Source organism: Campylobacter sp. 2018MI13, from assembly GCF_018501135.1.
Classification (GTDB): Bacteria; Campylobacterota; Campylobacteria; order Campylobacterales; family Campylobacteraceae; genus Campylobacter_E.
Genome location: NZ_JAHCZC010000009.1, coordinates 1 through 16,078, shown reverse-complemented (window position 1 = coordinate 16,078; position 16,078 = coordinate 1). Strand labels below are relative to the sequence as shown.

Below are 16,078 nucleotides of genomic sequence, written 5' to 3'. Positions count from 1 at the left end.
ATGGGAAGCTTGTATTTACTAGTTATACTAATCGTATTTTTACTGATAGCATTTTTAATTACGCAATATTTCAACGCAAGAATAAATCTATTAAAACAAAAAATATCAGTAATTGATGATAAATTAAACGAAGCAATGAAGCTAATAGAAAGAAATAGATTATTAATAGAAGATAATAAAGAAAATATATTAGCTCAAAAAAAAGCTAGAAAGGACGAAGAATGAATTATTTGCACTTATTAAAAACTCGTTTTGCTTGTAAAGAATTTAATAACGAAAAAGTTTCTCAAGCAAAAATCAATGCTATTTTAGAAGCTGGAATTTTAAGCCCTAGCTCATTAGGGCTTGAGCCTTGGACTTTTTATGTTTTACAAAATCCTGAAAACATTGAAAAATTAAAACAATTTTGTAATTCTAAAAGACAATTTGAAACTTGTGCTTTTGCTGTAATTGTAGCTGCAAAAAATAATTTTGACCCAAAGGGTAGCGTAGTTCAAAATGCGCTTAAAAGAAGAGAAGATTTTGATAAAGTTTATGAATTATATTCGCCTTATCTAAAGCGTTTAGAAACTAGAAACGCTCACGAATATGGAGCTTTACAATGCTATATAGCAGCTACAAATATGGTAAATTGTGCTCATACTTTAGGCGTTGATTCTTGCATTATCGGAGGATACGACGAAGCACCGATTAATGAAGAATTTTTACCAAAAGATGAGTTTTGTGCTTTAGTTTTAACTTTTGGTTATAGAGCAAACGGGCAACCAAAGCATAAAAAAATGAGATTTTCGTTTAACGAAAAAGTAAAATTTATATAAGCATTCTATCTTCAAAATAAATTACATTTTATACACTAGCCTTTTTAGGCTAGTAAATCCAAAATTATTTTTTATTATTTGGATTTAATTGAGCACCACGATTTCCATGAACTTTTGCGTGAGCTGGGTTTTGACCTGAAGTGCCTTTATTAGCATTAGCTTGATTTGCTTTATGGTTTGCATTAGCATTATTCATAATATCTCCTTTCATAAAATAATTTATTATACCCCACCCCATTCTTAATTTTTACTTAAAAAATATAAATTTAAAATTCATATATTTAAAACTTGTTATATATTTAAGCATAAATTAAGAATGGGGGGGGGTATTATCTCGTTTTTATTTTATTTTAAAAGGATTAAAAATGAATGCGACGATTTTATTCTCTTCAATTCAAGACAAGTTGCCTAAAAAAATAGGTAGATTTAGAAAATTTCTCATAAAAAATATAAAGTCATCAGAACCTATTATGAGTAATGAAGAATTATTAAAAAAACTAGAAAGTTTAAGCGAGACAGAGCTTAACGAAGTTGCTAAAATACTAAAAAAAGACAAGCTTGATAGTCCTGTTACTTGCTTTTGGCTTTATAATCTATTATTAGGTTGTTATGGTGTAGCTTGGTTTAGAATTAATATGTTTTCGGTAGGTTGTATGAAATTAATTTTATTAATAATAGCATCTAATCTCAAGGAAATAAATCCAGAGATATCGGGTATTTTAGATTTAGACAAATTCATTGCTTTTTGGTGCCTATTTGATTTATTTATAATAGGTGCAATTTTAAGAAATAAAAACTTAGAAAAGGTTAATAATATCATAGACTTAGTAAAGGCAAGAAATGCAAATTAAAAAGCCTTTTATTGATAGTAAAAACTATCCTTTCAAACTAATTTATAAAGATAAATATTTTGAAGTAGTAGTCGGAGAAGCACAGACAAATAAGGGTGAATTATCAATAGGCATAAGGACAAATCATTTTCCTAAAGATAATTTTCACAATGATTGTTATTTTATTTTCCCATCGCATTTTGGCGTTGAGTTTTTAAAATTATTTATATTAGACAATAACCCAAATAATGAAAATATCTCTCAAGCTATTGCAAAAATATTTGAAGATAATAGGAGTAACAATGAAAAAAATAATAATTAGTTTATTTTTAAGCACATATTTAAGTGCTTTTAATTTTTCTTTTTTTGATAATACACCAAAATGCAATGATGAAGTAGCACTTGAAGCCCTAGAAGAGCTTATAAGAGAAAATGCTCCTGAAGTAATATTTAAATATGGCGTTATTAAAGCATTTCAAGATGAAGTAGAAAATACGATAATTAAAGTGCGAGAGTTTAAAGATTATGATTATTCATATAATGGTAATTTTGCCGAAAGCTACGCAGCAAATGCTTATAAACCCGTAATTGATTTATTGAATCAAATAATAAAATATGTAAGCACTAATGTTAAGATGGATTTTTCTAGCTTTGTAACACTAAAAAACGAAGATGATAGAGCAAGATATTGTAATGCTAATTTGAAATTTGTTTATCCAACTATGCCAAATGAATTAAGCAGTAAAATAACAGATGGCAAGATAAAAGGCATAGTTGTGAATGGTGGAAAAAACGAAACTACAATAAAATATAAAACTTATTACACAGATGATAAAGAGCAAGTTTATGAGAGCTAATTGGTTATTAAAATATTTTTACTCAAACCTTTAAATGCTTGAGTAAATTTTAAAATTTATAGCCTAGTTCAAAACCAGCTTTACCACCATGACCGATTAAAGTATTTTCATAGCCAAATTTTACTCCTGCATAAGTATTATTTGCAAAAGTATAACCAAGTCTTAAATCAACTTCAGGCGAAAAGCGTTTTATAAAATTTACTTTTTTTGCAAAATATTTAAGATACACACCACCACTCATTGTAAAATTATTCTCAAATTGTTTTCTGGCAGCAACACCAGCCTTTAAAAACATTGAATTTGCACTAACATTAATATCATTTGTATCAATATTATAAAACTTAGTTTCAAAACTTCTACTAGCATAACCTAGACCACCTAACAACGATAAAGACATATCATTACCAACTAAAATTCCATAACCACCAAGTGCTGAAAAACTATTAAAGCTATCTTTGATTTTACCTTTAACATTATATGAATTTACAAAATCACTATTAATTTCAGCATGAGTAAATCTAATATCATATACAAAATGATTTTCTTCATTTGTGTAAAATCTATTTGCGTACAAATCAGCTCTACCAACAAAATTATCTTCTAAACTAACTCCATTTTCTTCAACCAAACTAGTTCCATAAATATCCAAACCAACAAAATTGCTTGCAAAAGCATTTACACAAATTAACGAAAAAACTAATTTTTTCATAATATCTCCTAAAATAATTTTAAAAATATAATAATACCCCCCCCCACTCTTAATAAAAGCTTAAAAATAAAATTATTAAAACCAATTTTTAAGGAATTTAATTATTTATTATTTTAGAATCACAAAAATTTTTAAGCAAAATAATGAGCTAAAAATACTAAAAATATGGGACAAAAATTTGCCAAAAAGCACGAAATCATAAATAATTTCAAAGCTTGTTATATCTTTTGGACGATTATTGTGAATTAATAAAAAAAGATGAAACAAATTACTCTTATCAAAACTTAGTATCAGCAATACAAAAAGCTAAAAATTAATTCAAGAACTTGAAAGAGATTTTAACGAAGTTATATCTAAAGAAAATCTTGATTTAGAAAAATATAATTTATATAACAAAAAGAAAAATTGTTTATTCTCTGCTTTAAAAGATATGAAAAATATTATATGTGATAATCAATTGTTAGATTAGTAATGTAACTTTAACTACTAATTTTAAATTCTTTAATACTAAAGAATTTAAAATCAAAATCTAATGTTTTGCTCTATATCTAAAAGATAAAGCTATTTTTATATCTTTTTCGTTTATTTTTAATCTCTCTTCAAAATCAGCCAAAGACCTAGCAACCTTTAAAACCTTATTAGCAGCCCTAGCACTTAAATGATAATTATTAATAGCTTTGTTAAAAATATCTCTTGCACTATCTTCTAAAATGCAGTATTTTTTAATATCTTCATCGCTTAATTTACCATTAAACTCATCTTGCTTTCTTATCTCTTTTTGAAAGATAAAAGCCTTTAAAATCTCATCAGCTAAATCCTTGCTACTAACACTTGCTTTTGCGTTCATATCAACCTCATCAACCGCCACATATAAATCAATCCTATCATAAATCGGCTCTGAAATCTTACTTTTATACCTTATAATATCACGCTCAAGGCATTTGCAATTTTGCTCTTTTTTAAAGAGATTTCCACAAGGGCAAGGATTTAAGGCTGATATGAATAAGAATTTAGTTTTATAAGATATTTTTGAATTAACCCTTGAAATATTGATTAGATTATCTTCTAAAGGCTCTCTTAGGCTTTCTATAATTTGCTTATTAAAATAAGTAAATTCATCAAAAAACAAAACCCCATTATTTGCCAAAGCAATTTCGCCTATCCTAGCATTTTTAGTCCCACCACCTAAAATTGAGCTAATAGTTGAGCTTCTATGCGGACTTCTAAAGCTTCTAATAGACGAAAAATCAAGCTTCTCGCCATTTAAACTCCTATAAGCATTATTTTCTAAAATCTCATCAACGCTAAGTGGTGGCATTATATAAACCAACCTTTTAGCACACATACTTTTACCACTTCCAGGTGAGCCTTCTAACATAATATTGTGCATTCCTAAAGCTGCTATTTTACAAGCTAATTTTGCTTGTTCTTGCCCCCTAATGTCTATAAAATCTAGTGGGTAATTTGTATTTTTTATATAACTTTTATTATTGATTTTGATTAAAGAATTAAAAATATTTTCATTATAGTTTATTCTGAATTTTTCCTTATCTTCGCTAGTAAAAAATTCAAAAGCTTCAAGTAAATTCCCGACAGCATAACACTGCAAATTATAAATCAAACTAACTTCATTTGCTAAGTCTTTAGGCACTAAAACCTTAGAATTTGGCTTAAATCTAGCTAAAAATAATAAAATAGAAAAAAGCCCCGAAGTGCTTTTAATATCCCCATTTAACCCAAGCTCTCCGAATACATAATAATCATTATCTAAATCTTTTTCATAAAAATATACTAAAAGCGCAATTGCTAAATCAAAATAACTACCATTTTTAGGAATATCTGATGGGCTTAGATTTATTACGATTTTTTTACAAGGCATTGTAAAATCATCAAGATTAGCAAAAGCTGATTTTATCCTATCTACACTTTCTTTGATACTAGTGCTTGCTAATCCTACGATATTAAAAGCAGGTAAGCCCTTTGACATCATTGCTTCAATATTTATTATATTTAGTTCGTTTGTGTAAATTGCTGATTTTATATTTTTCATATTTTTACCTTTTCTTTAGAATACTTTAAGTTTATTAATACAAAACTGCAATTTATTTGATAATGTTCAAAATACAATTAAAATACATTTATTCTCTAATATCTAATTTTAAAGCTTCTTTATAAGCTTTAAGGTCATAATCTTCTACTTTTTTAATAAATTTATTAAATTCTTTTTCCATATTATCAATAGTAATGATATTTGTGCCTTCATTGATGGCTTTATTAATACGAGAATTTATATGTTTTTTATAATGTTGTTTATCATTTTGCCAATTATTAATATTATCACTAAATCTTTCGTTACCAAAGAAATATATTTTTACATTTTTATATTTTGATAATTTTTCTATACTTAATTTATACAATTTTAAATATTTATCCAAATCTTTTTTATAAGATAATGTATGATATGGTGGTATTACTATATGAAAATTTGTTTTTGGATTTTGCTCTATATACTTAACTAAATATTTATCTAATATCCTAGATTCATTGGTAATGGTATAAAGATTTTTTTGATAAACAAAATCTACCTCATCTAAAATATAATCAGGCCTAAAGAATTCTAATTGTAAATTATAATAATTATGCTCTCTTCCTATACAATAATCTTTTTTAGAAAAAAATAAAAAACATTTATAAGGAATTAAACCATTAAAATATGCTTTTATTTTATCTTTAAAATCAATATTAGTATCATATAAATAAGAAAATTGTTTTTTATAATAACTTGTATCTTGAATAACACCATCAAGAGTATAAATAATATTCTTAATATTTTTGGTTTTAAATAAATATTCTAACAAATACGCTCTTTCTTCACTAATAGAACCATCTAAAGTAATATTAATATATTTTCCATTATTTAATTCTTTTGGCTCACTCATTAAAAGCATAGAACTACCTAATAAAACACTATCAAATTCATAATTATCAATTACTCTTTTTGCCGCTATTCTAGTATCTGCTAAATATTTATTAGGATATTTCTCGTTAAAAAGCTGCAATGGGTCGTAAAAATAAACAAGACTAACAATATATAAAAACCCCATCAAAGGAATTATAAAAGCTCCTATAATTATTCTTTTTAAATATCTATTCATAAATATTCCTAAAAGTTAAAATATATAAATTTTGTATAAGCGGTAATATTAAGCTTTAAAATACACCAAATCAGCATAATCCCTATTAATATAAAATATCTATCTTTAAAAATAAACTTTTTATATATATTTAAATGTGAAGACCTAAATAACAAAACAAAAGCTATCATTAAAAGCACAGCATTTAACATAGCACTTTGTCCTATAGTAAAATGCTCTCCCCATTTACCAAATGCAAATAAAGGATTATCTTGAAATAATCTTTGCATATTAGGACTTAGCACAATTTGTCCGTGTATTAAAAACATACTCTTAATAACACTTAAAGCATCATTTATACTAGTAGCTCTAAAAAACACCCAAGTAATATTAATAAACTCAAATGTAATAATCCACATTATTACTTTATAAAACTTACTATTTAATCTATTCTTAAACCAAGTAACATTAGCAAACACACTCATATATACTTTATGAATACATATTGCAATTCCATGTAAGCTTCCCCATATTATAAATCCCCATCCAGCTCCGTGCCAAATTCCACTTATTAAAAAGACTATAAATAAATTTATGTATTGTCTAGATTTGCCAACCCTACTACCACCAAGTGGAATATAAATATAATCTTTTAAAAATTTTCCTAATGTCATATGCCATCTTTGCCAAAACTCTGAAATACTTAAAGACTTATAAGGAGAATTAAAGTTATATAGAAGTTTTATATTAAAAAACAATGCTAAGCCTATCGCCATATCAGAGTATCCACTAAAATCAAAATAAAGCTCAAATGTATAAGCATGGGTTAATACCCAACTTTCAATTAGATTTAATACCCCTCCGCTTTCAACAAAAGCGTAAGCACTATCAACACTAGGTGCTAGATAATCAGCTAAGGCTACTTTTTTAAATAAGCCAATTGTAAAAAACAATAATCCTAAAGCTATGTTTTTATATCTTAATATGAAGTTATTTGGATTTTTAAATTGCGGCATCATATCTTTATAATGCACAATAGGTCCAGCAATTAATTGTGGAAAAAAGCTTACAAATAAACTAAAGTTTATAAATCCTAAAATACCCCCCCCCACGAGAGTTTTTATATCACGCTGATACTTATAACAATCACTTAAAAATGCGATTTGCTGAAAGGTAATAAATGAAATTCCAAGTGGAAGCAGTATGGTTGGATTAATAATATCAAGATTAAAGACATTATTTATATTATCTATAACAAAATATTTATATTTAAAATATCCTAATATTGCTAAGTTTAGCCCTATCCCAAGACTTAGCAAAAGCTTACTTTTATACCGCATTAGTAAATGATAAAAAGTATAGTTTATTAGAATATAAGCTATTAATATAAATACAAGTGAATATTTAAAATAAGCATAAAAAACAAAACTAGCAAATATCATAAAAACCTTTGCTAGATTTATTTGCCTATAGTAATTTAGTGTGTGATATAAAATAAATGTTATTGGTAAAAATATGAATATGAATAGATTGGAGTTAAATAACATCAATTTTACCTATTATATTCACAATATTTGCACTCGCGTTACCATTGCCATATGGATTATCTTTATAAATTCTTGTTTCTTCTTTATTTTTTATTAGAATATTAGTAGTTTCATTTATTATTTTATTATAATCAGCACCAACAAGCTTAGAAAAACCAGCATTTATACCTTCTATTCTTTCTGTTTCATATCTTAAAACCAAAATAGGGACATTGAAACTAGGTGCTTCTTCTTGTATCCCTCCACTATCTGTTAAAATAAGTTTAGAATTTTTCATAACATTAATTAGCATAGGATATTCTAATGGCTCGGTTAATATTATATTACTTATATTAGATAATTCTTTATATATTTTAATTTTTACATTAGGATTTGGATGAACAGGTATTAAAAAACTATGGTCTTTAAACTTGCTTGCTATATCTTTAATTGCTTTGCAAATAAAATTTAATCTATCACCATGATTTTCTCTACGATGAATAGTTACTAATACTAATTTATCCTTATTTAAAGTATCTAAAAATTTATTAGTTTTTTGCATAATTTCATCTGATAAACACTTTAAAGCATCTATAGAAGTATTTCCAACCATAAAAATATTTTTATTAATCCCTTCTTTTTTCAATGCTTTTACTGCATCATTTGTTGGAGCAAAATGCAATGTTGTAATTTTACTAACCATAGCTCTAATTGCCTCTTCTGGAAATGGTTCAAATATATCATTTGATCTAAGACCTGCTTCAATATGAAAAACAGGGACTTTATTGTAAAAGCTAACTAAAGCACCACATAAAACACTCATAGTATCGCCTTGCACTATGGTCGCATAAATAGTATTATTGCTAAATACTTCTTGTAATTTCAACATTATTCTTGATTGAATATCAACTAATTTTTGATTTTCTCTCATACAATCAAGCTTAATATCTGCTTTTATATTAAAAAACTCGAGAGTTTGATTTGATAATTCTTTTTGCTGTTCAGTATTACATACTATTACATTATAAAGACTTGGATATTTTTTTAATTCTAAAATTACAGGTGCTAATTTAATAGCTTCAGGTCTTGTACCAAATACAATTAATATATTTTTAACCATATAATATTTCCTTACTTTATTTATATAAAATCTTAAGCATTATAACTAAAATATTAAGGATATAGCAATGCTTATATTGACAGAAGAATTTGATAAAATTTTTAATAAAATAAACAAAAATGAAAACTTTGCTCTCTTAAGATATGGAGATGGTGAAAGAGCTATAATAAATAATATTAGAGTAAAAGCACAAGAAGGTTGGGAAGTAAATAATAATTTAAAATTTTCTAATAGCCTATACGAAACTTTAAAATTAAATAATCCTAAAATAATACATGCTATTTCTTGCCCATGCTGCGATTTTGCTTCTAGTTATTTTTATCAACAGCAAATTGACAATACAAATATTAGCTTAAGTAATATTTTCGTCAATATAAATCATAAAAGATTTAAAGAGTATTTTGAAAAAATAAAAAAAGATGCAGTTGTAATAGCTAACTATCGTGCCAAAAATAAAAAAATAGGTAATTTAAATATTTTAAAATATTACGAAATTAGTGATGATTGCAATGATTTTTACAACAAACACTTAAATAATTTAATTGATGAAATTATTAACGATTTTGGAACACAAAAAAATTTACTATATGTTATATCTGCAGGACCTTTAGCTGAAATCATAATACATAAATTATTTGAAAATAATGAAGAAAACCAATATATAGATTTTGGTTCTTCAATTGACTTTTATTTTAAAGATAAAATACAATTAAGACCATATATGGATAATTCTAGTGAATATGCAAATAAAAATTGCAAAATGAAAATTTATAATAAAAAAGAATTAGAAATTAGTGTAGTTTTAAATTTATACAAAAGACCACATGTATTGCCTTTACAAATTGAATCAATAAAAAAACAATCTATCAAACCAAAAGAAATATTAATTTATCAAGATGGTGTGTTTGAAGGTGTTCAAATGTGCAAAGAAGCAAAAGAAATTGCTACCAATATTGAAATTTCTAAAGAAAATAAAGGGGTTTGGCAAAGATTTAAATTTGCACAAAAAGCAACTTCAAAATATATTTGTGTATTTGATGATGATACTTTACCTGGATGTGATTTCTTAGCAAATTGCCTTAATGAAATGCATAAACAAGAAGGTTTATATGGAGCAATAGGGGTTGTAATGAAAAAACCAAGAGATTATCCAGAAAATATTTTTAGATTGGGTTGGGCATGTCCTAATGAAATAACAGCATTAGTTGATTTTGTAGGGCACGCATGGTTTTTTAAAAAAGAATGGTTACAATATTTATTAAATGCACCACAAGAAATGCAAGATTTAAAAGTGGCAGGAGAAGATATAGCATTTTCTTTAATGCTACAAAAACAAAATATACAAACTTTCGTTCCACCACATAATAAAAACAATAAAAAAATTTGGGGAGCTAATCCTGAGTTAAGTATAAAATATGGAATAGAAAAATGTGGTATATCTATGAGTGATGACAATATTAAAAAATTTAACAAAGCAATTAATTTAGCAATGGATAATGGATTTACACCATTAATTAATAATACTGATAATTTTAATAAAACACTAAGTATTTTTAATCAAAGTATAAAAAATAGAGATAGTTATCTAAAAAGACTAGAAAGAGTAATTAGACATTATATAAAAAGAAAATTAGGTATTAAAAAATATCAATAATAAAGGATTACAAATGATTACCTATCAAGAGTATTTTGAAAAAACTTCGCAAGAAAACATAAGCCTTTATCTAAAAAGAATGAATGAAGAAAGGCAAAGTGGCGAAGTTGGGTTTTATGATTTGCCTTTAGAATTTGATTTAGGAATTTCAAAACTTCAAAAAGTAAAAGAAAAATTTGCTAACAAAAGTCATTTTATAGTTATTGGAATGGGTGGAAGTAGTGTTGGCACTAGGGCGATTACGAGTTTTTTGGGGATAAAAAATATTGATTATTTAGACAATATTTCAAGTACTCTTTTTAATGAAATATTAGAAAAAATTGACCTTGAAAAAACGCTTTTCATATTAGTATCAAAATCTGGAAATACAATTGAATGTATAAGTTATTTTAGGATTTTGCTTGATGTTTTAGGTTTAAATGTAGATGATTTAAAGCATCACTTAATAGGAATTTGTATGCAAAATACCAAATTTTATGAGTTTTTAAAGACAAATGAAATAACACATTTTGATATAGAAGAAAACGTTAGCGGTAGATTTTCAGTGCTTAGTAATGTTGGACTTGTGCCGTTATTTTTAGCAGGGGCTAATGTTGATGAGCTTATCAAAGGTGCTAAAGATTGTATGAACGATACGCTAATTCGTGAGCATATCCTTAATCTAGCCTACACGCTAAGCACAAAAATGATAAATAAAAATTATGTTTTATTCACTTATTGTGAAGAATTACGCCATTTTAACGAATGGTTCGTTCAGCTTGTAGCCGAAAGTCTTGGGAAATTTAAAGAATATAAACGCGTAGGACTTACACCAATTAGTCTAATAGGACCAAAAGACCAGCATTCGTTTTTACAACTCATAATTGAAGGGCCAAAAGATAAATTCGTAGAATTTATCCGTATAAAACCAAATCCAAATAGCCCCAAAATAAAGCACATAAAAGGACTTGAAAATCTTGAAAATCAAAGCGTAGGACATAGTTTAGATGAGCTACTTTATGCTCAAAGCAAATCGTGTCTTGATGCGATAAAAGCTGAAGGAATAGAAACAAGTCTAATTGAGCTTGATGGCAAAAGTGCTTATAATATCGGATATTTAATATACTATTATGAGTTATTAGTTGGTGCTTGTGGGCTTATGATAGGCATTAGCACTTACGATCAACCTGGTGTTGAAAGTGCAAAAAAACTTCTAAAAATATTATTAACTACAAAATAATCATAAAAACAAAATTAGGAATTTCACATTCCTAATTTTTAACTATCTTATAAAGTCTTAATGTATTTAGCTAAAGCTTTAAAGTCTTCATCATTTAGATTTTTTACTTGTAATTGCATAGTTTTTTGAGATTTACCACCAAAAGTTCCCGCCTTATATCCACTTAAAGCTTCATAAATTTCGCTCTCGCTTAAAGTATTTATTACAACTTCAGCCCCAGGAGCTAATTTTTCTGCATTTTTTCCATGACAGGCAATACATTTTTTAAATAAAGTCGCCGCATCAGTTTTTAAAACATTTTCAACACTACTACTAACCTTATCAATGCCATCAGTAATTGCTTTAGCTGCACTATCTGTGCTTTCTTTTATTGTATTTGCAACTTCATTGGTGCTTTCTTTTAAATTGTTAGCAACGCTTTTTGTAGTATCACTAATGCTATCTACTGCAGAATTTATCATAGGTTCAACTTGATTTGCAGCAGTATTTATATGTTCATCAACCTTTGTTGCCACATTATCTACAATTGTATCTATTTTCTTAGCCACTTCTTCAGTGCTTGATTTTACATTTTGACTAAGCTCTTGAGCTGGTTTTTGCTCTTCTTTTTTATCGTTACAACCTGTTTGAATTATTAAAGCACTAATTGCTGCTAAACTTAAAAATATTTTTTTCATATTTTCTCCTTAAATAAATTAAAAGGCAAAATACTAGCATTTTTTAATAATTGTAATATTAAAATAAAAAATTAATTTATTATATATTATTTTATATAATAAGCTTTTAAATTCAGTTTTATTAAAGATTTTTTAATATATAATTTTTTATATTTTAAAGGAGTAAGTATGAAAAAAGCATTATTATTTTTAAGTTTAAGTTCTTTTGCATTAGCAAATACTTTAAATATCGCAGCAGCTGCAAACATAAGCTATCCACTAAACGAATTAAAGCAAAAATTTGAAAAACTACACCCAGATATAAAACTTAATGTCAATACAGGTGCTAGTGGTAGCTTTAACGCACAAATTAAAAATGGAGCAAATTATGATGTATTCTTATCTGCAAATATGGAATTTGCTAAAGATTTAGAAGAATTAACTAAAAATCAAGCAATCACTTATGCAAAAGGAAAGCTAATATTATTTTCAGCTAAAAAAAAGCCTAATTTAGATGATTTAAAAACCGCATCTTGTATAGCTATAGCAAACCCAAACACAGCTCCTTATGGAAAAGCAGCTAAAGAAGTATTAAATCAAATTCCAAATAGTTCAAACATAATAACTGCTACAAATATTTCAGCAACATTACTACAAGCCACAAAAGCTTGTGATTATGCTTTTGTAGCAGCGTCTAGCATAGAGCAAATTAAAGAATTAGGTTTTAGTGATGAAAACATATTAAAAATTGATGATAAATTATACGAACCAATTTTACAAGGTATGATAATTACAAGTAAAGAAAAAAATGCTAAAGTGTTTTATGATTTTATATTAAGCCCTGATGCAAAGGAAATTTTTAATAAATATGGCTATGAATGAGCTGGATTTAAAACACGATTTTAAAGACTTTAAAATAAATGCTAGATTAAGCTTTGATGATGGAGAAATTATCGCATTGTTTGGTGATAGCGGAAGTGGTAAAAGCACTATTTTAAAATTAATAGCTGGGCTTATTAATAAGCCTTTGCTAAAAGATATTGCTTTTTTATTTCAAGATTGCACATTATTTGATAATTTTAATGTATATGAAAATCTAGTTTTTACAAATACTAAAACTCTTTTAGATGATTTAAAATATATTTTTGGTAAAAGATTAGATAAAAATACAAGTAATTTTTACGATGAATTATTAAAACTAGCTAATTTAGAAGAGCACAAAACTAAAAAAATCAGCACTCTAAGCGGAGGACAAAAACAAAGACTAGCATTAATTTGCGCCTTAAGTAAAAATGCAAAATATATATTATTAGACGAGCCTTTAAGCGCACTTGATGATAGTAACAAAATAGCACTTATAAAACTAATCAAAAAAATAAATCAAGACTACAAAAGAACAATTATTTTTGTATCTCATTCGTGTTTTGAAATAAATGCCCTTGCTGATAAAATATATTTTGTAAAAAATGGTAGTTTTGAAAAATGTCTTAATAAAGAAGAATTTTTTATAGAAAAAATCCAAAATAATGAGTTTTTATGCAAGAATTAACACCAATTTTCTTATCACTTAAGTTATCTTTCGTAACTACTATAATATTATTTTTTATTTGCTTATATCCTGCATTTTATCTAAGCCAAAAAGAGTTTTTTGGTAAAAAAATACTATTAAGCATAATTTCATTGCCACTTGTGCTACCCCCTACCGTTTTAGGCTTTTATTTATTGGTGCTATTAAGTCCTAATAATTATTTAGGGCAATTTTTGGCTAATTTTGATATTAAACTTGTTTTTAATTTTAAGGCTTTATTGATTGCTTCAATAATTTATTCTATGCCTTTTATGTTTAATCCTATTTATAGTGCGTTTAATGCTTTGCCTAAAAATCTTTTTGATAGAGCTAAATTACTTGAAAAATCTCAAGCTAATATAATATTTCGCCTTTGTTTGCCGCTAATAATCCCTAGTGTAATAAGTGCTAGTGTTATGAGTTTTGCTCATACTATGGGAGAATTTGGTGTAGTAATGATGATAGGCGGTAGCGTAGCAGGAGAGACAAAAGTCGCTTCTATTGCCGTATTTGAAGCATTAGAAACACTAGATTTAAATAAAGCAAATGAGCTTAGTATAATATTATTAGCCATTTCTTTTATTATTTTATTTGCCTTACAATTTATAAAACAAAATAAATATAAATCCTAATTTAAATTCTTTAAACTAAAGAATAAATAATGATAAAAATTGAGAGTATAGAGAATATAATAATAGGTTAAAAGCTGTAGGGTAAAACTTAAAGGAGAGCCTATTTTCAAAATAAAAATAAATAATATAGGAAAATATTATGCAAAACAACAATGAGCCTATTTTTGTGATGAATAGAAAAAAATCTTTTTTCGTATCTCTTTATTATATATTTGTTTTTATATGGGATTTAGCAACTTTACTGATTGGAATATGTTTTATAGATTTAGATAATTTTTTAGCAAATATTATTGGTTTTATTATAGTTGCTATTATACCTTATCATTTTTTTTGTGCAATTGATATTAAAACGGTTATTTGTTATGAAGATTTTTTCATAATTAAGAGAAAGTTTTGCACTCAAAAGGTTTGCTATAGAAAATTTAAAGATTATTGGTTTTTTACTTCTATTACTAATAATAATATAGTAGTTAGGTTTAAGAAATTTAAATTTCCGATACATATAAATCAAAATATGTTTACAAAAGATGAAATTAAAAATTTTATTGAAATTTTAGAAAAAAACAATATCAAGCGTTATAGTTGGTTTGATTAATTAAGTATTGTAAATACTACTGAAAGAATTTTATGAAACTAGTATTTCTTGCTATGATAGTTGTAGGATTTGCATTCTTATATGAAGCTTACCCGTATAAAAAATTTAAGGCTAAACTTTTCTTTAAATGTGTATTTTGCTTTCGTTATTTTAAAGTAATTTCAAAAGAATATAAACCAAAAGATAAAAACCACATATATTATAATTTTATAGAAAATTTTCTTTATTATTTTAAATTTGTAATATTAGTTCTTTCATATACGCTTTTGTATTCTGGAATACTATTGTTATGCCTTACTCTAACCCTTTAGATTAAAAATTTATAAGCTATGTTATTAATCTAAAAAATTAATTTACTAATAGCTCATTTAAATCTAATAAGCAAGGCTAAGCCACTATTATAAATCTTATTTAATCATCACTAATTATATTAACACTATACCTACAATTCAATCAGTCACTAAATCCACTAATTTATAAGCTATTTTTTATTACACTAAAAAATACTACCGCAATCATTTCCTAAATCATCTTATAAAGCATTTTAGAAATAACTCTTATCAAACTACATTAAAAATATTTAAGATAAATTCCTATATTAAATAAAATAAAAAATTTATCTATCAATTTGTATTAAACCCACTACCCAACATCATTAAATCTATATTATCCACAGCTTATTTATTTCATTAAAAAAGCTTTTAAAAACATTATTTATCCTGTAAAGGTATAAAACTAGTTTGCATAGTTTGATTATTTAA

The 16,078-nt window shown here is 25.9% G+C and carries 18 protein-coding genes; 11 read left to right on the top strand and 7 right to left on the bottom strand.

The window, feature by feature from the left end; genetic code table 11:
- A complete protein-coding gene (locus KJQ99_RS01820; protein ID WP_214118209.1) occupies positions 1-225 on the top strand; it encodes a hypothetical protein in 225 nt (74 codons plus the stop codon).
- Entirely contained in the window at positions 222-818 is a 597-nt protein-coding gene (locus KJQ99_RS01815) for an NAD(P)H-dependent oxidoreductase (RefSeq protein WP_214119985.1), read from the top strand. The genes KJQ99_RS01820 and KJQ99_RS01815 overlap by 4 nt, the downstream gene beginning before the upstream one ends.
- Positions 819-882: 64 nt before the next feature.
- On the opposite strand, the gene KJQ99_RS01810 is transcribed toward KJQ99_RS01815, so the two are convergent.
- Entirely contained in the window at positions 883-1,014 is a 132-nt protein-coding gene (locus tag KJQ99_RS01810) for an alpha-amylase (protein ID WP_214118213.1), read from the bottom strand.
- A gap of 169 nt (positions 1,015-1,183) precedes the next feature.
- Between KJQ99_RS01810 and KJQ99_RS01805 the strand changes: the two genes are divergently transcribed.
- From KJQ99_RS01805 to KJQ99_RS01795, 3 genes are read left to right on the top strand one after another with little or no spacing between them, the layout of a single operon-like run.
- Entirely contained in the window at positions 1,184-1,669 is a 486-nt protein-coding gene (locus KJQ99_RS01805; RefSeq protein ID WP_214149833.1) for a hypothetical protein, read from the top strand.
- A complete protein-coding gene (locus tag KJQ99_RS01800; RefSeq protein WP_214149832.1) occupies positions 1,659-1,970 on the top strand; it encodes a hypothetical protein in 312 nt (103 codons plus the stop codon). Before KJQ99_RS01805 ends, KJQ99_RS01800 begins: the two co-directional genes overlap by 11 nt.
- A complete protein-coding gene (locus tag KJQ99_RS01795) occupies positions 1,951-2,505 on the top strand; it encodes a hypothetical protein (protein ID WP_214149831.1) in 555 nt (184 codons plus the stop codon). Before KJQ99_RS01800 ends, KJQ99_RS01795 begins: the two co-directional genes overlap by 20 nt.
- Positions 2,506-2,554: 49 nt before the next feature.
- Here the strand turns inward: KJQ99_RS01795 and KJQ99_RS01790 are convergent, their stop codons facing one another.
- From KJQ99_RS01790 to wecB, 5 genes are all read right to left on the bottom strand, one after another.
- Entirely contained in the window at positions 2,555-3,214 is a 660-nt protein-coding gene (locus KJQ99_RS01790) for a hypothetical protein (protein WP_214149830.1), read from the bottom strand.
- A 529-nt stretch (positions 3,215-3,743) separates the two neighbouring features.
- Positions 3,744-5,264, bottom strand: a complete 1,521-nt coding sequence (locus KJQ99_RS01785) for a YifB family Mg chelatase-like AAA ATPase (protein ID WP_214149829.1) — start codon at positions 5,262-5,264, stop codon at positions 3,744-3,746.
- Positions 5,265-5,352: 88 nt separating this feature from the next.
- Positions 5,353-6,369 (bottom strand): hypothetical protein, encoded by a 1,017-nt coding sequence (locus KJQ99_RS01780; RefSeq protein WP_214149828.1) that lies wholly within the window; start codon positions 6,367-6,369, stop codon positions 5,353-5,355.
- Positions 6,370-6,377: 8 nt separating this feature from the next.
- Positions 6,378-7,895, bottom strand: a complete 1,518-nt coding sequence (locus tag KJQ99_RS01775) for an MBOAT family O-acyltransferase (RefSeq protein ID WP_214149827.1) — start codon at positions 7,893-7,895, stop codon at positions 6,378-6,380.
- Positions 7,885-8,994 (bottom strand): non-hydrolyzing UDP-N-acetylglucosamine 2-epimerase, encoded by a 1,110-nt coding sequence (wecB, locus tag KJQ99_RS01770; RefSeq protein ID WP_214149826.1) that lies wholly within the window; start codon positions 8,992-8,994, stop codon positions 7,885-7,887. The genes KJQ99_RS01775 and wecB overlap by 11 nt, the downstream gene beginning before the upstream one ends.
- A 67-nt stretch (positions 8,995-9,061) precedes the next feature.
- On the opposite strand from wecB, the gene KJQ99_RS01765 reads away from it, so the two are divergent.
- Entirely contained in the window at positions 9,062-10,648 is a 1,587-nt protein-coding gene (locus KJQ99_RS01765) for a glycosyltransferase (RefSeq protein WP_214149825.1), read from the top strand.
- A 13-nt stretch (positions 10,649-10,661) separates the two neighbouring features.
- Entirely contained in the window at positions 10,662-11,867 is a 1,206-nt protein-coding gene (locus KJQ99_RS01760) for a phosphoglucose isomerase-related protein (RefSeq protein WP_214149824.1), read from the top strand.
- A 47-nt stretch (positions 11,868-11,914) separates the two neighbouring features.
- Here KJQ99_RS01760 and KJQ99_RS01755 read toward each other — a convergent pair whose 3' ends face one another.
- Entirely contained in the window at positions 11,915-12,544 is a 630-nt protein-coding gene (locus KJQ99_RS01755) for a c-type cytochrome (RefSeq protein WP_250325654.1), read from the bottom strand.
- A gap of 168 nt (positions 12,545-12,712) precedes the next feature.
- On the opposite strand from KJQ99_RS01755, the gene modA reads away from it, so the two are divergent.
- The 4 genes from modA (at position 12,713) to KJQ99_RS01735 (ending at position 15,317) form a co-directional block, all read left to right on the top strand.
- The gene (gene modA / locus KJQ99_RS01750) at positions 12,713-13,405 is read left to right on the top strand and encodes a molybdate ABC transporter substrate-binding protein (protein ID WP_214149823.1); all 693 of its coding nucleotides are present in this window, start codon (positions 12,713-12,715) and stop codon (positions 13,403-13,405) included.
- Entirely contained in the window at positions 13,398-14,072 is a 675-nt protein-coding gene (locus KJQ99_RS01745; protein ID WP_214142746.1) for an ATP-binding cassette domain-containing protein, read from the top strand. Before modA ends, KJQ99_RS01745 begins: the two co-directional genes overlap by 8 nt.
- Positions 14,060-14,722 carry a molybdate ABC transporter permease subunit gene (gene modB / locus KJQ99_RS01740; RefSeq protein ID WP_214149822.1) on the top strand — a complete coding sequence of 221 codons (663 nt, stop codon included), beginning with the start codon at positions 14,060-14,062 and terminating at the stop codon, positions 14,720-14,722. The genes KJQ99_RS01745 and modB overlap by 13 nt, the downstream gene beginning before the upstream one ends.
- 139 nt (positions 14,723-14,861) lie before the next feature.
- On the top strand, positions 14,862-15,317 hold the full coding sequence (locus tag KJQ99_RS01735; RefSeq protein WP_214149821.1) for a hypothetical protein: 456 nt from the start codon (positions 14,862-14,864) through the stop codon (positions 15,315-15,317).
- The last annotated feature ends 761 nt before the right edge of the window (positions 15,318-16,078 follow it).